We start from the raw sequence: 18,037 nt of genomic DNA, 5'->3' as shown, positions 1-18,037 counted from the left end.
CCAATCTTGTAACTTACAAAAGAACCCCCAGGCGTAAACAAGCTACACCTGGGGGTTGTGTATTCTTAAGTTATAGGTTCCGTACGTGCTCTACGTTTCTTAAATACATTCACTTCATCATAACCAGCTGATCGAGCTAGTTTAATAGCTTCATCGTAAGCATAACCAATATGGTCTGGCTTATGGGCATCTGAACATAGAACAATTCCAACACCTTTTTCCTTACAAGCCTTCAAAAGATCAGGATCGGGATATAATTCACCGACTGGCTTCCTTAAGCCAGCTGTACTGATTTCGATACAAGTGTTGGTTTTAGCAAGGGCTTGGGCGGCCCGTTCATACTGTTCTTGGAGGAATTCTTTATCATCCGGGCGATAGCCGAATACCTTAATAACGTCAATATGACCGACGAAATCAAATAGACCAGATTCCGCTAAGGTAACGACTCGATCAAAATATTCTCGGTAAACGTTATGTAAGTCGCGCTTCTCATATTCTTCTCGAAATATAGCTAAGTCAATCCCCCATTCATCAATCCAATGTACGGAACCTATGACATAATCAAATGGATGCGCCTCAATAAATTGCTGCATTTCAGTTTCTTTGCCAGGCATATAGTCCATTTCGATCCCCATTTTAATGGGAAGCCCCGCTTCATGCGCTGCATCAAACAGGTGCTGGTACTGATTGAATTCTAATGTGCGGCGGTTTTCTACCCAAGGATTAGAAAGAATGTTGGATGTTTCTTGGAAAAAGTATGCATGTTCAGAAATCCCTAATTCCTCAATCCCTTCTTGTTTAGCTCTTTCAATGTAATTGCGTAAATAATCTACAGACAAATCCCCTGTTTCGGCCATATGTACATGATAATCAGTTCGCATTTTTGATCCCCCTGCCCTGTTTAAAATGGTTTGTCTTATCATATCAGCATATCATCCTAAAGACAAAACGTTATGAAAAGATGAGCTGTTGCCTGGTATGTTAAAATAGGGTAGTTAGCATAGTTTTGAGTAAAGATGAGGTGCACGTGAATGAATGATACGAGAAGAATTACAGAAGGGGCTTTAATGACAGGAATTTATCTGCTAGTGTTATTGTTAATTCTGTTTCTTCCTGGGATTATTGGCTCTATTCTAATCCTTACATTACCAATACCATTTGTGTTTTATACTTACAGGCATGGGTGGAAACCAGGGGGACTCATGCTGATCGCTGTCACTATATTTGCTTCCTTGTTTGCAACGGTCTTTTCACTACCCGTTACTTTACTTACAGGGATTGGCGGAATATTTGTCGGCGCCTCCATGAATAATAAGAGGTCAGCATATGAAACTTGGGCAATGGGTTCAATTGGTTTTATCATTGGTCTTGTTGCCATATACTTGATGTCACAGGTATTGTTTGGAGTCAGCTGGACGGAACAAATTCAGGCGGCTTTAGATGAAGCATTTACGATAACAGAAGGAATGTTAGGTACGCTTGGCGGGGGAGGAATGACCGAGGAACAGCTTGAGGGTTTACGACAGCAAATGGAAACACTTCCTGACTTAATTCCTAGCATCCTGGCTATTTTAGGAATATTTTATGCCTTTATTAGTCAATGGGCAAGCTATAAATTAATTAATCGAGTCGAAGGTAAAAAGTTTCATTTTCCCGCTTTTCGTAATTTTACATTGCCGACTTCTGTATTATGGTATTACTTTTTCGCGTTAATTTTTAACTATATATTTGCAGCCGGTGATGGTATAGGTTATTTGGCTGCGATTAATGTTTTCACTCTGACAGGAGCGCTTTTAGCTGTTCAAGGGATTGCCTTTATTGCTTTCTACTCCCATGTTAAACGGAAAACAAAGGCGCTGCCGATTATCGCAGTCATAGGGTGTGTGCTTTTACCAACAATCCTACTTTATCTTGTACGAATCTTAGGTATAATTGATATAGGATTTTCGTTACGCGAACGTTTACAAGCTAAAAAGTAACGATAGCTCGTACAAAATGGCAGGAGCTGAATGATATGCCGAACTTTTTTAAAAAACCGACTATGAGTGGACATTTATGGGTTATCTATGTCATCTCCATACTGCTTCTTTGCTTTATCTGGTATTACCAGTGGATGCTGGGATTATTGATGACACTGTTTCTCGCTGCATCTATATTCTACAGTGTCCGCACAGAGCAGACCATGATTAGTGAAACAGAGGAATATATATCTACACTTTCCTATCGAGTGAAAAAGGTTGGGGAAGAAGCTTTACTTGAGATGCCTATTGGGATTGTTCTATACAGTGAGGATTATAAAGTAGAGTGGGCTAATCCATATATGAACAAATTTACCAAGCAGGACACAATTGTCGGGGAGTCACTTACAACTCTTTCTGATGATATAATTGCTCAAATTAAGGAAGACCAGGACGAAACCTGGTTAGAGATTGAAGATTATAAACTTCACACATTAATTAAACGTGATGAGCGGCTATTATATATCTTTGATCGTACAAATCAGACAAAGATTCATAATCTATATCAAAATGAGCAGACTGTATTATCCATTATTTTTCTTGATAATTATGAAGAAATTACTCAAGGAATGGATGATACAAATAAGAGTCAAATCAACTCACAAGTGACATCCACCTTAAACAAGTGGGCGGGAGATTATGGGATCTACCTTAAACGTACATCCCAGGAGCGCTTTATTGCTGTTATGAGCCAGGAGATCTTACAAACCCTAGAACGCTCGAAGTTTGAGATTCTAGACGAGGTTAGAGGGCTCATCACGAATCAGAATGTTCCCTTAACGTTAAGTTTCGGAGTCGGAGTCGGGCCAGTGAGCCTGCCAGAACTAGGGGAATTAGCTCAATCAAGTCTGGATCTCGCCCTCGGACGTGGCGGGGACCAGGTGGCCATTAAGGATGACACTGGGAAGGTCCGCTTTTACGGTGGAAAAACGAACCCAATGGAAAAACGTACAAGAGTTCGCGCCCGGGTAATCTCACATGCTATGAAAGAGCTTGTTCAGGAAAGTGAAAGAGTGCTGATTATGGGGCATAAATCTCCGGATATGGACGCGGTTGGTGCAGCTATAGGGATCTTGAAAATCGCACAAGCCAATGACATACCTGCATCTATTGTTCTTGACCCACATGATATCGATACTGGTGTCCAGCGGATGATTGAAGAAATTCAGGGTGACGAAGGGTTATGGTCTAATTTCATTACTCCGGAAGATTCCCTTGAACTTGTAACGAATGAAACCCTGCTAGTCGTAGTCGACACGCACAAACCATCGCTCGTTGCCGAAGAAAAACTTTTAAATAAAACAGAACATGTGGTGGTAATCGATCACCATCGTCGTGCGGAGGAATTCATAGCTGACCCGACCCTTGTTTATATGGAGCCATATGCCTCTTCTACAGCAGAGTTGGTAACAGAGCTGCTTGAGTATCAGCCGAAGAAGCTGAAACTATCCATGCTTGAGGCTACGGCATTGTTATCAGGCATTATTGTTGATACAAAAAGTTTCACCTTACGTACGGGTTCCCGGACTTTTGATGCTGCTTCTTATTTAAGGTCCAAAGGAGCAGACACTGTTTTAGTGCAGAAATTCATGAAGGAAGATTTAGACGTTTACGTAAAACGCAGTCGTTTAATTGAAAAAGCAGATGTGTACCGAGATGGAATTGCGATCTCAGCCGGAGAGCACGGTGAAGCTTATGGTCCGGTGATAATTGCCCAGGCTGCAGATACGTTACTTACCATGACTGGGATTGTAGCTTCATTTGTAATTTCTGAGCGAAAAGATGGTCGGATTGGCATTAGTGCTCGCTCTCTAGGTGATGTAAATGTCCAGATTATTATGGAACGTATGAATGGGGGAGGCCATTTAACTAATGCTGCTACCCAGCTAGAAGATACAACAATTGAAGATGCGAGAGCATTGTTACAAGATATTATTGATGAGTACTTTGAGGGAGGAGAAGAAGAATGAAGGTTATATTTAAAGCAGATGTAAAAGGAAAAGGGAGAAAAGGAGAAATCAAAAACGTTTCTGATGGTTATGCGCGGAACTATCTTTTGAAACATAATTTAGCTGTCGAGGCTACGAGCGGAAACCTCAAGGCACAGGAAGCGAAAGATGCAAAACAAGAGCAGCTTGCTGAGGAAGAAGTGAAGGAAGCGGAACAGCTTAAAGAAAAATTAGCTAATATGGAAGTGAAATTAACAGCTAAGTCCGGTGATAGCGGACGTTTATTTGGGTCCATTACAAGTAAGCAAATTGCTGAAGAGCTGAAGAAATCCTATCAAATAAAAATAGATAAACGTAAAATTGAGTTAGACGAGCCTATTCGTACACTTGGGTACACCAATGTGCCTGTAAAGCTGCACCCAGAGGTTACAGGTAACATTCGTGTTCATATTGAAGGGAAATAAGAGGCCCTTTGCTTGACTAGGGGAGGAACAGCATGTGAGTGAACTATGGAACGACCGTACCCCACCTCATAATATCGAAGCGGAACAAGCGGTGCTCGGGGCGGTTTTTTTGGAACCGGAAGCTATGTCCACGGCCGCTGAATACTTGCTGCCTGAAGATTTTTACAGAGCAAGTCACCAGCGCATTTTTGAAGTGATGCTTACTTTATCTGATCGTGGAGAACCTATTGATCTTGTGACGGTGACCACGGCGTTATCAAATAATAAAGTGTTAGAAGAAGTTGGCGGTGTCTCCTATCTAAGTGATATCGCGAACTCTGTGCCAACGGCAGCAAATGTCGGCTATTATACGAAAATTGTCAGTGAAAAATCGACACTAAGGGGATTGATTCGTACCGCGACGGATATCGTTACAAGCGGATTTGCTGAAGAAGAGAACTTAGAGGATGTTTTAAATGCAGCAGAAAAAGATATTCTTGAAGTGTCCAGCAGAAAGAACTCTGGAGCATTTAAAAGTATTAAAGATGTGCTGATCGATGTATATGACAATATTGAAATGCTTCATAACAATGATGGAAACGTAACAGGAATTCCAACCGGTTACCGGGACCTTGATCAAATTACTTCAGGGTTCCAGCGAAATGATTTGATTATAATCGCTGCCCGTCCTTCCATGGGTAAAACAGCGTTTGCTCTTAATATAGCTCAGAACGTAGCTGTACACACGGAAGAAAACGTGGCTATTTTCAGTCTTGAAATGGGTGCTGATCAACTCGTCTCACGTATGCTATGTGCTGAGGGGAATATTGATGCGCAGCGTTTGCGGACAGGGCGTATGGAATCTGACGATTGGAACAAGTTGACCATGGCAATGGGGAGTCTATCGAATGCAGGTATTTATATCGATGACACACCAGGGATACGGGTGAGCGAGATCCGCTCCAAGTGCCGTCGGCTCAAACAAGAACATGGCCTAGGTATGATATTGATTGACTACCTGCAGCTCATTCAAGGAAGCGCCAATTCTAAAGAAAACCGTCAGCAGGAAGTATCGGAAATTTCCCGTTCCTTAAAAGGGTTGGCTCGTGAGTTGAATGTTCCTTTGATTGCACTATCTCAGTTATCACGCGGTGTTGAATCAAGGCAGGATAAGCGTCCGATGATGTCCGACCTGCGTGAATCAGGCTCAATTGAGCAGGATGCCGACATTGTAGGATTTCTGTACCGTGATGATTATTATGATCAGGAGTCAGAAAACCAAAATATTATTGAAATAATTATATCTAAGCAACGTAACGGCCCCGTTGGCAATGTGGAACTCGCCTTCGTAAAGGAATATAACAAATTCGTTGACCTTGACAGACGATACAGTGACGCCGACGTACCACCGGCCTAAACAACATCCTTTTTTTGCCACCTCAGGTCATCCAATTTATGGATGACCTGAGGTGGTTTTTTGCGTTTTATATGTGTCTAAACATAGTAAGGCGTCTGAGTATTTAATACTCAGACGCCTGATTATATTCATCACAGTTCGTCACGCCTTCAATAAGAAGTTACGCCGAGTGTGTATGAATCAATAGGAAGTAAGCCATTTATCAATGATATGGGCAACCCCGTGTTCATCATTGGACTTTGTTATAAAGTCACCGGCCTTTTTCACTAAATCATGGGCATTTGCCATTGCTGCACTGTGCCCAGCTGCTTCGAACATGGACAGATCATTAGGACTGTCTCCAATTACACCAGTATCTTGCAGGGAAATGCCTTTAAAATCCGCGAGTCTTCTCAGTGCGTTGCCCTTTGAAGCATCCTTATGCTCAAGTTCGAAGTTATGAAGGGAAGAGCTCACTAACGTTAAATCATCGTGAGCTTCAAACTGTCGCCAGCCTGTCGCGAGTTTATCCTGATCGAACGAAAAAGCCAGCACATTGTAAAGCGGAACATCGGCCGCCAGAATTTCTTGATATGATTTAACATGCAGGAATCCTTGCTGTCCAAATTGTTTATTCATAGCTAGCTTTAAATCAGAAATATCTGCTTTTGGATTGGCACTCCGAACCCTATCAAGTTCGATATTGAGCAGTTCCCGCCCATTTTGTGGGGTGAGGATTGCTGAGTCACTGAAGACCTCATAATAGAATTCCTCCTGTTCGAGCCACTGTAATATCTCTTTTCCATCCTTGGGATCAATCGAAGTAGCGTCAAAGTATTCCCCATTAGGCTGATTCATGGTAGCTCCATTTGCTCCTATTACCCATGTGAGCACTCCAGTATTCTTGAAAACTTCCCGCACATCAAATTCAGCACGTCCCGTAGCAATGACAACTTCTATCCCTCTAGCTTGTGCCTTTTTAATGGCTGCAATATTTTCTTTACTGATGGAACTGTGACTATTTAAAAGGGTTCCATCCAAATCAATGGCGATCATCTTCATAGTTATGCCCCCTCCTCCGTTACGACTAACTCGACCTGGTGGGTGCTGAGAAGCTCCTGAAATTCAACACTTGGAGTCCGATCTGTAATCAGCAGGTCAATATCTTCTAAACTTGCATACTGGTAAAAGTCAGTTATCCCTATCTTAGTATGGTCAGCAAGAACCGTAACCTGTTTGGCCTGTTCAAGCATTTTTCTTTTCACCATACCGTCTTCTTCATGAGCAATGGTTAAGCCATGCTCGGAGATCCCTACTACACCGATGAAAGCATGATCAACATAATACTTTGAGAGCCGATCAATGACGGAGGTGCCATATAAAAAACGATGTTCCTTATGCAGCTGGCCACCGAGTAAATGAATCGTTACGTTTGCTTTATTTGAAAGGATTTCTGCCTGGTTAATGGAATTTGTAATAACGGTACAGTCGAGTTCCTTCATTTGATCCGCGCATGACTGAACAGTAGTTGAAGCATCTAATATCACTTTATCGCCGTTCCTGATCAAAGAGGCAGCTTTTCGCCCAATATGGAATTTTTCTCCGGAATCAGTCCGCAGGCGATTGGGATAGTCCTTAATTTTGTTATGAATAGAAGGCAGGATGGCTCCCCCTCTTGTTCGTAAAATCGCTTGCTGTTCTTCGAGCTTTACGAGGTCTCTCCTGGCTGTATCACGAGAAACGTCAAAGAGTTCGCAGATTTTTTCTACTGAAATCCGTTTTTCATTCCTTAAGTAAGTAAGAATTTCAATAAGCCGTTCCTCTTGGTACATCGCAACCACCACTCCTTTATAAGTTATTATAAGTAATAACGTTATTTATATCAAGTAATTTAAGTTAATGTAAGTATATATAAGTATTAAATGAGGATGGTATAATCGAACATTATTAATGAAATGATATGTATTGTTCGGATTTGCGTTGACGGATGAGTGGAATATTGATAAACTGACCATGTATTTAATTTAAAAAGTAAATTTTATTGGCGGAGGTGCCATTATGTCTTCAGTAGTAGTTGTCGGAACCCAATGGGGCGATGAAGGTAAAGGTAAAATTACTGATTTTCTATCACAAAATGCCGAAGTTGTAGCTCGTTATCAAGGCGGAAACAACGCGGGGCATACCATTAAATTTGATGAAGTCACGTATAAATTGCATCTTATTCCTTCAGGGATCTTTTTTGGTGAGAAAATTTGTGTTTTAGGAAATGGAATGGTTGTCGATCCGAAGGCTCTCTTAGAAGAATTGAAGTACTTACATGATCGAGGAATTTCAACGGATAATTTGCGAATCAGCAATCGTGCACATATTATCCTTCCATACCACTTGAAACTTGATGCACTGCAGGAAGAAGAAAAAGGTGCCAATAAAATTGGAACAACACGAAAAGGAATTGGCCCAGCCTATATGGATAAAGCAGCCAGAACAGGGATTCGAGTAGCTGATCTTCTGGACAAAGAAAGTTTCCGGGAGAAGCTTGATCAGAATATAGCAGAAAAAAATCGTTTATTTGAAAAAGTGTATGAAACAACACCATTTACTGTAGATGAAATACTAGATGAATATTACGAGTATGGACAACAAATTAAAGAATACGTTTGTGATACATCAGTCGTCTTGAATGATAGCTTAGATGAAGGGCGGCGCGTTCTGTTTGAAGGAGCTCAAGGGGTTATGCTGGATATTGATCAGGGAACCTATCCATTTGTAACTTCCTCTAACCCTATTGCAGGCGGTGTCACAATTGGTTCAGGGGTAGGACCTTCAAAAATCAAACACGTGGTTGGTGTTTCAAAAGCTTATACGACACGTGTAGGAGATGGCCCTTTTCCTACAGAACTGGATAATGAAGTGGGGAACCAAATTCGTGAAGTGGGCCGAGAATACGGAACAACAACAGGACGTCCGCGCCGTGTCGGCTGGTTTGATAGTGTGGTTGTCCGCCATGCGCGTCGAGTAAGCGGGATTACCGACCTTTCTTTAAACTCTATTGATGTCCTGACAGGAATTGATACATTAAAAATTTGTGTAGCCTATAAATACAAAGGTGAGATTATTAAGGAGTTTCCAGCTAGTTTGAAAGTGTTAGCTGAATGTGAACCTGTCTATGAAGAGATGCCGGGGTGGAAAGAAGATATTACAGGAGCCAAGACGCTTACTGATTTGCCTGTGAATGCTCGCCATTACTTGGAGCGTGTATCGCAGCTGACAGGTATTCCGTTGTCTATCTTTTCAGTGGGGCCCGACCGTTCCCAAACAAATGTTGTACGAAGTGTATATAGCGAATAGTATAATAGAAAGAATAAGCACGTCTCCCTTTTAAGGGGGGACGTGTTTTGTTGAGGAAAGGAGCTTATTATGAACAGAATATGTGTGTATGCTGGGTCAAAACCAGGAAGTAACCAGGCTTTTGCGGCACAATCCAAGGTATTGGGCGAAGTTTTTGCTGAGAAACAAATCGAACTTGTTTACGGTGGAGCTAAAAGTGGACTAATGGGGGAGCTGGCTGACGCCATTTTAGCATCAGGAGGCAGCGTGACAGGTATTATGCCGACACCGCTTTTTGAAAAAGAAATTGCTCACCAAAAGTTGACTTCATTTATTGAAGTCAAAACCATGCATGAAAGAAAAGCTAAAATGAGCGAATTGGCTGATGGTTTTATTGCCCTTCCTGGAGGGTTTGGGACGTTCGAGGAACTATTCGAAACGATAACGTGGGCCCAAATTGGGTTGCACACGAAACCCATCGCGCTATTAAATACCGAAAATTATTATACTCCCTTGCTAAACTTGATTGAGCATGCAATTCAAGCAGGCTTCGTTGCCGAGTCTAATCGGAGCTTGATCTTACAAGCTGCAGAACCAGGAGAGCTTGTAGAGAAGATGGAAAGTTGGCTGAGAGAGAAATAGAGGGGTCCCCCTTCCAATTTCTCTTTTGAAAGGACTATCAAAAAATCTATTGCTGTTTGTATAGCTCTATGATATGATAAATATCGTTGCCGTAAGAAACGGTCCGGTAGTTCAGCTGGTTAGAATGCCTGCCTGTCACGCAGGAGGTCGCGGGTTCGAGTCCCGTCCGGACCGCCATTTTACATAAAACATTCTGAATAGGCATCGAAGCAAAGTAAAGAGCGAGAATTTTATCTTAAATTTTATATTATTATGGCTCGGTAGCTCAGTCGGTAGAGAAGCCGTGAAACATCTTGAATATGCTTCATCGCAGGCTTTGCGAGGAGCGTAGGCATCACCGAAATGACTTGCAACGAGACGAGCACAGGACATCCCTGAATAGGCATCGAAGCAAAGGAAAGAGCGAGAAATGTTATCTTAAATTTTATATTATTATGGCTCGGTAGCTCAGTCGGTAGAGCAACGGACTGAAAATCCGTGTGTCGGCGGTTCGATTCCGTCCCGAGCCACTATTAAACAAACGTCCGTGACTTGCTCACGGACGTTTTTATTATGGAACAATAGTTAGGGACTTACTATTGCCCTCGTCTTTGCCACCTGTAGTGATCGCTTACTTTATTTTTAAGTTTTCTCATTCCTTCATTAAATAAATTAAATGTGGGACATTATGGTTATTTATGTTCCTCAATGGAGCCAGGTGGATTCGATTATGGGCTGCGTAAACCCGACAAAAACACCTATAAGAGAGACTATTTTCTCCTTTTGTCGATTTATGTAACATTAGCGCAATAATAATGGATGAAAAATCCATTAATTTGTGTAAAAGTACACCTTTCGGGAATTTGATTACCCTTTATAAGAGAATTTTGGAAGCAATATTATAAATTGTTTACATCTTTTAAATATCCTGTCGAATCATGTTTAGTTATGATACCTTGAAAAAGGTGTCAACTATAAAAAAAGAGAGATAGAGAATTGATTTGGGGGAAAGGAACGTGAAACAGACGACTGGTATTTGGAAAAAAGTCGCCATAATGACTTTGCTTGGATTTGGTTTGAGCCTTGGGGCTACATCATATGCTGAAGGCAATCTGGAAACTATCTACCACGTATATATGGGGGATAAACATGTAGGAGTAGTGGACGAAAAGGAAGTCGTCCAAAACTATGTAGGTCAACGCTTGAACCAAGCCCAGGAAAATCGTAATCATCTTCAGGTTACAACAAAAAGAGATATCGTTTACGTACCTGAAAAAATGTTTAAACCTTCTCATGATAATAAAGAAGTTATGAATGTTATCAAAAACGATATCACTATTGTGGCCGATGCTGTAGCATTAAAAGTCGGTGATCAAACCGTAGCTTATCTTCCAAGTGAAGAAAAAGCTCAGAAAGCTGTCCAACAGTACAAAGCACAATATGTCGATGAAGAAGTGCTTCGTAACTTAAAAGAGAGAAAAGAGAATGGTGAAGAACTGAAAATTGATGATTCTACTATAATAGACGTTAAACTTACTCACGAGGTTTCAAAAAAAGAAGAAAAAGTAAAACTCGGGGAAGTTGTAACGGTAGATGAAGCCGTGAATATTTTACAAAAAGGGACACCGGAAGAAACTCTTCACACCGTCGAAAAAGGTGAAGTACTTAGTGAAATATCTTCTAAGTATGATCTCCCCAAGGAGAAATTATTTGAATTGAATCCTGAACTAAGTAAAGGGGAACCTTTACAGATTGGACAAGAACTGAATGTGACAGAGTTTAAACCGTTAACAGAGGTTCTTGTTACAGAAGAAGGGATCAAAGAAGAGACAATTTCTTACGAGACGAAGGTTGTTGAAACAGATGACCTTCGCAAAGGTGAAACAGAAGTAAAACAAGAGGGACAGGAAGGGAAAAAGGAAGTCCATTTTTCCTTAAAAGAGAAAAACGGGAATGTAATCAAAGAGAAAACATTGGATGAAGAAGTCATTACAGAACCCGTTAAAGAAATCATTTTAAAAGGAACAAAAGTGACACCATCACAAGGGACTGGAGAATTTGCATGGCCGGCTGTAGGCGGGACGATTACAAGTGAGCAAGGCTCAAGATGGGGCGACTTTCATAAAGGGATTGATATCTCAGGAGTGAGCGACCATACGATTAAAGCAGCTGACAATGGAGTCGTTGTTTCAGCAGGAAATGATGGCGACTATGGGAATAAAGTCGTGATCAATCATAATAATGGCTATAAAACCATTTACGCTCATTTAGCGTCCATTAGTGTAAGTCCAGGGGAAACTGTTGAAAAAGGAAGCGCGATCGGAGTAATGGGAACGACTGGAGATTCAACAGGGGTACACCTGCACTTTGAAGTATATAAAGATGGTTCCTTACAAAATCCTCTTTCATATTTTTAATAGACGAACCGCTATGTGCATCATAGCGGTTTTTTGTTTGTACAAGATAATATCAAAATGTTTACCTATGCTATAAACAGCATACAAGAAGCTCGCCACAACTCAGAGCGCAGTGCCAAGACACTCAAGGCCAGCGCTTTTTTCCTATGCAGGAAGGTTATTTCAGTTGAAGTAAGACATTTGGCTGTAAATAAGTTAAAATAAGGGAAAGAATTGAAGTAGATGAAAAGGAAGTGACTAGTATGGCGCTAAAAATCTTAGTAGTAGACGATGAAAAGCCAATTGCAGATATATTGAAATTTAACTTAGAAAAAGAGGGTTATGATGTGGTCTGTGCTTATGATGGGGATGAAGCCATTCAAAAAGCTGATCAAGAAGACCCTGATTTAATCTTGCTTGATATTATGCTGCCTCATAAAGATGGGAATGAAGTGTGTCGTGAGGTCCGTAAAAATCACACGATGCCTATTATAATGCTGACAGCAAAAGATGCAGAAATCGATAAGGTATTAGGCTTAGAGATGGGTGCCGATGACTATGTGACCAAACCGTTCAGTAATCGTGAGCTGATTGCCAGGGTAAAGGCTAATTTGCGCAGACATCAGCAAGAGCCAGAGGATCAGTCTCAACAATCGAAAGACATTACGATCGGGCGTTTAGCTATTCACCCTGATGCCTATACAGTCACTCGGGATGGGTCCTATATTGAACTTACGCACCGTGAATTTGAATTGCTGCATTACCTTGCCCGTCATATTGGACAAGTGATGACACGTGAACATTTGCTTGAGACAGTGTGGGGGTATGATTACTACGGAGATGTTCGTACAGTTGATGTTACAGTTCGTCGTCTTCGTGAGAAAATTGAGGAGAATCCGAGTAATCCAGCATGGATTGTGACCCGGCGTGGAGTTGGTTACTATTTGAGAAACCCAGAGCAGGAGTAAGGTTATATGAAGAAAGTGAGCTTTTTTCAGTCAGTCAGGCTGAAGCTTATTGTTGTTTATATTTTATTACTCCTGCTAGGTATTCAGGTGATTGGGGCGTACTTTGTTGATAAGCTTGAGGAGCAGCTTACGGATAATTTTACAAATTCCATTGAAGGGACGATTCGCTCTCTTACTTATAGCCTGCAAAATTCCTTTCAATTAGAACGGGACGAAACAGATCCTAGTCTCAAGTCAGACGTGCAAAATTTAATTCAGGATTTTGACAAATCTGACATCCAAAAACTTTTGGTGGTAGATAGTAATGGACGAATCATTGCAGAACAAAATGAAGAGTTAAGAAATTCAAATGTTGGGAAGAAAGTCATTAATCCTCGCATCACCTCTGCTTTACAATTGCCCTCTCCCGATACTTCACCAGTTATGAGGCAGGATGGTGAAACGGGCAACCGCTTATTGGTAGGGGCAACATCTATCCTTAGTAGTAATGAAGAACAAGCACTCGGTGCCGTGTATTATCAAGCTGATATGAGTGAAGTTTATGGACAGCTTCAGACGATCAATAATATTTTTGCTACTGGGGCAGTGCTGGCTATTACGATTACTGCTTTACTTGGAATTTTGGTCGCACGGACCATCACGAAACCTCTGTCTGCGATGCGAAGACAGGCTCTTGTGATGTCTACGGGGGACTTCTCGCAAAAAGTAACGGTGCATGGAAATGATGAGATCGGTCAATTAGGGATAGCTTTTAATGATTTGACGGATAAATTAAAGTTATCTCAAGCCACCACGGAGGGAGAACGAAGGAAACTTAGTTCTGTCCTTTCAAACATGTCAGACGGAGTTATCGCAACAGATCGTTTAGGAGCTGTAACATTAATGAACGCTCCAGCGTCTAAACTGATTGGACAAAGTTTTGAAGAAGTCCAAGGACAATCCTTAATTGATATCCTGGACTTAACAGATCAGATCGGCGAAGTGTCAGAGATTGATTCCATTGGTTCAGTGATTATTGATTTGAGTGAGGAAGATCAGCACCTTCTATTAAAAGCTAACTTCTCTGTGGTACAAGACGAAAATGAAGAGATGAATGGCTTTATTACTGTACTTAGTGATGTAACTGAACAAGAAAAAGTAGAACAGGAGCGACGGGAATTTGTGTCGAATGTGTCACATGAACTCCGCACTCCGCTAACAACAATGCGGAGCTATATTGAGGCATTGACAGACGGTGCGTGGAAGGACGAAGAAATTGCACCAAGGTTCTTAGATGTGACTCAAAATGAAACAGATCGAATGATTCGACTCGTCAATGATTTGCTTCAATTGTCGAAAATGGAGCGTAAGCAAGATACTGGACTATTTAAGGAAAAAGTTGATTTTGTCCCTTTCTTCGGACATATTATAGATCGCTTTGAGATGAATCGGGACGAAAACATAGCTCATCAACGGGAACTTTCCAAGCAACACCTCTATGTATGGATCGATAAAGATAAAATTACACAAGTGCTAGACAATGTGATTTCTAATGCGATTAAGTATTCGCCTGAGGGAGGAACCATTACCTTTCAAGCGCAGCCGGTTAATAAACATCTTCAAGTGTGCATTTCGGATCAGGGACTAGGTATGCCTTCCGACACAGTCGATAAAATATTCGACCGCTTTTATCGGGTCGATAAAGCACGGTCAAGAGAAATGGGTGGTACAGGACTTGGACTAGCTATTGCCCGGGAAATAATTGAAGCCCATCATGGTCAAATTTGGGCGAAAAGCCAAGAAGGTAAGGGGACTACCGTCTTCTTTACACTTCCGCTAATCAGTCAGAAGCGGAGGCGGAAAAAATGAAATTTGAAACACTTAAGTCCATCATTTTATTAATCCTTATTTGTTTTAGTTTGTTATTAACTGTCGGTTTATGGAATTATCAGCCTATCACGGATGAGGTAGGGGAGGACAGTGAAAATGTAGTAGAAGAGACCACAATTGGCGGTAAGGAGGTTAAAATGTCTTCCTTAATCGCTCCTTCTCAGTTTGTATTCCATAGGAACGGAGCTCATTATTCTTTTGAAGATGGAAAAGATCGCGAGAATACTTACAAACTCATGAAAAATTGGACATTGTTTAATATTCACACAGAGGAAAACCGTGATGTTCCTGAAGCGGCCAATATGATGGAGGTTATTTTTCCAACGAATATTCCTGCTCAGGCCATTAAAAACATCTTTACACTTGGTGAACAGGATTTCCCACCTTCTTCAGGTGAATTCAGGAGGATCTTTTTTTCTATTAATGACAATGGCGGTGTAGATGTCTTCTTTAAGCCCGAATCGGAGGACGCTCTCGCATATGGGGCCTCACTTCGAAGCGAAAATATATATCAGCTGGAAAAATTAATCGCCACTACTGAAGGGGTAAGTGAACAAGTTATGTTTACTGGTGATGGAGAAAAGCGAATTTTCTTACCGGAGGGGGAAACTAAAGTTCCTTGGCATATTTTAGATACTACATCTATTCGGGTTGCGCCTTTGAAGAACACTTTATTTGAAGACCCCTCTATCGTTAAGGATATCCCTGCTCCGAGAGTAGAACAAAGACTTACTGATTCTCTTAGTAATCTAGAGGTGATAGAAGGTGGGAAGCGAATGGTTTTTTCTGGGTTGCCCAGGGAGCCTTCTCCTCAGACAGCCATGAGCTCTTATGAGGTATTAGAGAAGAGTATCAGCTTCGTCAATGCACATGATGGGTGGACAGACACGTTCCGAATTGGTGATTTGTCGACAGCGAACACATCGATTACCTATTATATGTATCTAAAACATTTACCAGTTTTGGCAAGTGAAGGTAACATTCATACAATTAAAGTAGATTATCAAAATGGTCAAGAAAAACGATATGCACGACCTTTGGTTCGTCTAGAGCCCTCGATTAATAAATCCGGGGCAAAATATTCACTTTCATCAGGGGATACCATTATTGCCCTTATTAATGAATCACGGAAATATAATGTCAAGCTTATTGAAGATATTGAAATTGGCTATAAGCTTGTCCAGCAAAGTGGGGGATATGGGGGCTATTCCCTAATTCCTAAATGGTTTGTCTTAGAAAATGGCAGCTGGAAAGAGGTCGAAGAATCAATCGAAGGGGAAGGAGGGATAGCTGGTGCAATGGGGACAAATTAAAACGTTGTTCATCTTTAGTTTCCTTGTGCTCGATTTATTCCTTCTTCAGCAATTTCTGGATAAGCAAACGAGTATTCAAACCATTGGAGATTCCCAATATGAAACGAGCTTAAATAACGCAGATATAACCATTTCCAATAATGTACCAGAAGAAGCACCTACAGTAAGTTTAATCACTGCTTCTGCGGATGACTTCTCTGAAGATCAGCTTGACGTGATAAGGGAACTTGAGGGTCAGACGGCTAAAGTATATAACAAGAACCTTTTAACCTCGACTTTAGATGAGCCTGTTGCAGTAACTGAAGAGACAATTGCAGGAGTTGTCAGCAAATATGTGCCATTTAGCAGCCAATATTCTTTTTGGAACTTGAATGAAGAGCTGGGCAGGGCGGTTTTTTTCCAAAAGGCGAATTCACGAACCGTGTATTATAACTCGGGAGGAGTGCTGATTGTTCATATTGAAAGCGGCAAAATGACGGGTTATCAGCTTGTTCATCTGAAAGTACTGAATCAGTCAGGGGAGGAGAAACAAGAATTAATTAACCCGTTGGAAGTGGTAGAACGGTTATATACGGATGGAGTTATAAATGAGGGAGATACAGTTACAGACATGTCGATTGGCTACTATTCAGCATATAGTCTAGATCCTGGGAGAAAAGCGAGTGATCAATTATTCGCTCCTGTATGGAAAGTGACCATTAATGGTAATGACGATGCTTTCTATTCTGCCCTGGCAGCCAAACCCATTTATTTACAACTTGATGAAAATGAGTTTATTCAAAAAACTATGAATGGATTCGAAGAGATTAAATCGAAGAATAGTCAAAGCGTTATAACTAACAAAGGAGAAAACACTGAAGAATAAAGGGAGATGGAGTGTCTAAATATGACATTAAGATTTAGCGTACTAGCATCAGGAAGTACGGGGAATGCTTTTTATATAGAATCTGGAGAAGAGAAGATCCTGGTCGATGCTGGTCTTAGCGGGAAAAGGATTGAAGGGTTACTGGAACAAGTGGATGTGGATCCGACAGAGCTGACCAGAATTCTGGTCAGCCATGAACATAGTGATCATATCAAAGGCCTTGGAATCGTGGCCCGCCGTTATAAGCTGCCTATTTATGCAAATGAAAAGACATGGAATGCAATGGAAGGACAACTTGGCAAGCTATCTGTAGATCAGAAATTTCACTTTAATATGGAGGAAACGAAATCGTTTGGCGGAATAGATGTTGAGTCCTTTGCTGTTTCACATGACGCAGCAGAACCTATGTTTTATACATTTCGCAACAACGGGAAAAAGGTGGCGCTTGTTACTGATTTAGGGTATGTTTCTGAACGAATCAAAAAGACTGTTGAGGATGCTGATGCTTATATTTTTGAATCCAATCATGATGTGAGTATGTTACGCATGGGGCGATATCCATGGAATGTAAAACGGAGAATTTTAGGCGACTCAGGCCATGTGTCTAACGAGGATTCTGCTCTTGCTCTGTCTGATATATTAACGGATCGGACCAAACGGATATATCTAGCACATTTGAGTCTCGATAATAACATGAAGGATTTAGCCCGTATGTCCGTTAAGAACGTATTGGAGGAGCGTGGCTTTGAGATTGGATCACGTATTGAGCTTCACGATACCGATCCGGCACAGGCCACACCAATTTATGAAGTATAGCAGGTTTTAAATGGGTTTGGATAAGGTAACAATAAGATAGGTAGAAGGAAAGCCGA

At 41.2% G+C, this 18,037-nt stretch carries 15 protein-coding genes and 2 tRNA genes; 14 read left to right on the top strand and 3 right to left on the bottom strand.

Annotated elements, in window-relative coordinates:
- Window positions 1–65: 65 nt before the first annotated feature.
- Window positions 66–881, bottom strand: a complete 816-nt coding sequence (locus tag B5354_RS12100; protein WP_079529020.1) for a histidinol-phosphatase — start codon at window positions 879–881, stop codon at window positions 66–68.
- Between the two features lie 150 nt (window positions 882–1,031).
- Between B5354_RS12100 and B5354_RS12095 the strand changes: the two genes are divergently transcribed.
- Genes B5354_RS12095 through dnaB form a run of 4 tightly spaced genes read left to right on the top strand, consistent with a single transcriptional unit; the run spans window position 1,032 to window position 5,827 of the window.
- Window positions 1,032–1,979, top strand: coding sequence for a YybS family protein (locus B5354_RS12095; RefSeq protein WP_079529019.1), 948 nt, complete (start codon window positions 1,032–1,034; stop codon window positions 1,977–1,979).
- Between the two features lie 35 nt (window positions 1,980–2,014).
- Window positions 2,015–3,988: a DHH family phosphoesterase gene (locus B5354_RS12090; RefSeq protein ID WP_079529018.1), complete on the top strand. Its 1,974-nt coding sequence runs from the start codon at window positions 2,015–2,017 to the stop codon at window positions 3,986–3,988.
- A complete protein-coding gene (rplI, locus tag B5354_RS12085; RefSeq protein ID WP_079529017.1) occupies window positions 3,985–4,431 on the top strand; it encodes a 50S ribosomal protein L9 in 447 nt (148 codons plus the stop codon). Before B5354_RS12090 ends, rplI begins: the two co-directional genes overlap by 4 nt.
- A 34-nt stretch (window positions 4,432–4,465) precedes the next feature.
- Complete coding sequence (gene dnaB, locus B5354_RS12080) at window positions 4,466–5,827, top strand: replicative DNA helicase (RefSeq protein ID WP_079529016.1); 1,362 nt, start codon at window positions 4,466–4,468, stop codon at window positions 5,825–5,827.
- 180 nt (window positions 5,828–6,007) lie between these two features.
- Here the strand turns inward: dnaB and B5354_RS12075 are convergent, their stop codons facing one another.
- Complete coding sequence (locus B5354_RS12075) at window positions 6,008–6,868, bottom strand: Cof-type HAD-IIB family hydrolase (RefSeq protein ID WP_079529015.1); 861 nt, start codon at window positions 6,866–6,868, stop codon at window positions 6,008–6,010.
- A gap of 2 nt (window positions 6,869–6,870) precedes the next feature.
- Window positions 6,871–7,638: a DeoR/GlpR family DNA-binding transcription regulator gene (locus tag B5354_RS12070; RefSeq protein WP_079529014.1), complete on the bottom strand. Its 768-nt coding sequence runs from the start codon at window positions 7,636–7,638 to the stop codon at window positions 6,871–6,873.
- 226 nt (window positions 7,639–7,864) lie between these two features.
- Between B5354_RS12070 and B5354_RS12065 the strand changes: the two genes are divergently transcribed.
- From B5354_RS12065 to B5354_RS12020, 10 genes are all read left to right on the top strand, one after another.
- Window positions 7,865–9,154 carry an adenylosuccinate synthase gene (locus B5354_RS12065; protein WP_079529013.1) on the top strand — a complete coding sequence of 430 codons (1,290 nt, stop codon included), beginning with the start codon at window positions 7,865–7,867 and terminating at the stop codon, window positions 9,152–9,154.
- A gap of 69 nt (window positions 9,155–9,223) precedes the next feature.
- Window positions 9,224–9,775 carry an LOG family protein gene (locus tag B5354_RS12060; RefSeq protein ID WP_079529012.1) on the top strand — a complete coding sequence of 184 codons (552 nt, stop codon included), beginning with the start codon at window positions 9,224–9,226 and terminating at the stop codon, window positions 9,773–9,775.
- Window positions 9,776–9,875: 100 nt separating this feature from the next.
- Window positions 9,876–9,952, top strand: a tRNA-Asp gene (locus tag B5354_RS12055).
- A 259-nt stretch (window positions 9,953–10,211) separates the two neighbouring features.
- Window positions 10,212–10,284: transfer RNA gene (locus tag B5354_RS12050), tRNA-Phe, on the top strand.
- Window positions 10,285–10,770: 486 nt separating this feature from the next.
- On the top strand, window positions 10,771–12,171 hold the full coding sequence (locus tag B5354_RS12045; protein ID WP_139377116.1) for a peptidoglycan DD-metalloendopeptidase family protein: 1,401 nt from the start codon (window positions 10,771–10,773) through the stop codon (window positions 12,169–12,171).
- 242 nt (window positions 12,172–12,413) lie between these two features.
- Window positions 12,414–13,118, top strand: a complete 705-nt coding sequence (gene yycF / locus B5354_RS12040) for a response regulator YycF (protein WP_079529011.1) — start codon at window positions 12,414–12,416, stop codon at window positions 13,116–13,118.
- Between the two features lie 6 nt (window positions 13,119–13,124).
- Window positions 13,125–14,966, top strand: coding sequence for a cell wall metabolism sensor histidine kinase WalK (gene walK / locus B5354_RS12035; RefSeq protein WP_079529010.1), 1,842 nt, complete (start codon window positions 13,125–13,127; stop codon window positions 14,964–14,966).
- The gene (locus B5354_RS12030; protein ID WP_079529009.1) at window positions 14,963–16,300 is read left to right on the top strand and encodes a YycH family regulatory protein; all 1,338 of its coding nucleotides are present in this window, start codon (window positions 14,963–14,965) and stop codon (window positions 16,298–16,300) included. Before walK ends, B5354_RS12030 begins: the two co-directional genes overlap by 4 nt.
- Window positions 16,281–17,165, top strand: a complete 885-nt coding sequence (locus tag B5354_RS12025; RefSeq protein ID WP_176142475.1) for a two-component system regulatory protein YycI — start codon at window positions 16,281–16,283, stop codon at window positions 17,163–17,165. Before B5354_RS12030 ends, B5354_RS12025 begins: the two co-directional genes overlap by 20 nt.
- 21 nt (window positions 17,166–17,186) lie before the next feature.
- Window positions 17,187–17,981 carry an MBL fold metallo-hydrolase gene (locus B5354_RS12020; RefSeq protein ID WP_079529007.1) on the top strand — a complete coding sequence of 265 codons (795 nt, stop codon included), beginning with the start codon at window positions 17,187–17,189 and terminating at the stop codon, window positions 17,979–17,981.
- Window positions 17,982–18,037: the final 56 nt, after the last annotated feature.

It is taken from the genome of Halobacillus hunanensis (assembly GCF_900166655.1).
GTDB lineage: Bacteria > Bacillota > Bacilli > Bacillales > Halobacillaceae > Halobacillus_A > Halobacillus_A hunanensis.
The sequence above is the reverse complement of the archived record's forward strand: the minus strand, read 5'-3'. Positions and strand labels throughout refer to the sequence as shown.

Bases quoted from the DNA above. Each gene is read 5' to 3' on its own strand.
- walK (WP_079529010.1), top strand. From the start codon at position 13,125: ATGAAGAAAGTGAGCTTTTTTCAGTCAGTCAGGCTGAAGCTTATTGTT.
- B5354_RS12060 (WP_079529012.1), top strand. From the start codon at position 9,224: ATGAACAGAATATGTGTGTATGCTGGGTCAAAACCAGGAAGTAACCAG.
- B5354_RS12100 (WP_079529020.1), bottom strand. From the start codon at position 881: ATGCGAACTGATTATCATGTACATATGGCCGAAACAGGGGATTTGTCT.
- B5354_RS12090 (WP_079529018.1), top strand. From the start codon at position 2,015: ATGCCGAACTTTTTTAAAAAACCGACTATGAGTGGACATTTATGGGTT.
- rplI (WP_079529017.1), top strand. From the start codon at position 3,985: ATGAAGGTTATATTTAAAGCAGATGTAAAAGGAAAAGGGAGAAAAGGA.
- B5354_RS12070 (WP_079529014.1), bottom strand. From the start codon at position 7,638: ATGTACCAAGAGGAACGGCTTATTGAAATTCTTACTTACTTAAGGAAT.
- B5354_RS12095 (WP_079529019.1), top strand. From the start codon at position 1,032: ATGAATGATACGAGAAGAATTACAGAAGGGGCTTTAATGACAGGAATT.
- yycF (WP_079529011.1), top strand. From the start codon at position 12,414: ATGGCGCTAAAAATCTTAGTAGTAGACGATGAAAAGCCAATTGCAGAT.
- B5354_RS12075 (WP_079529015.1), bottom strand. From the start codon at position 6,868: ATGAAGATGATCGCCATTGATTTGGATGGAACCCTTTTAAATAGTCAC.
- B5354_RS12020 (WP_079529007.1), top strand. From the start codon at position 17,187: ATGACATTAAGATTTAGCGTACTAGCATCAGGAAGTACGGGGAATGCT.
- B5354_RS12030 (WP_079529009.1), top strand. From the start codon at position 14,963: ATGAAATTTGAAACACTTAAGTCCATCATTTTATTAATCCTTATTTGT.
- B5354_RS12065 (WP_079529013.1), top strand. From the start codon at position 7,865: ATGTCTTCAGTAGTAGTTGTCGGAACCCAATGGGGCGATGAAGGTAAA.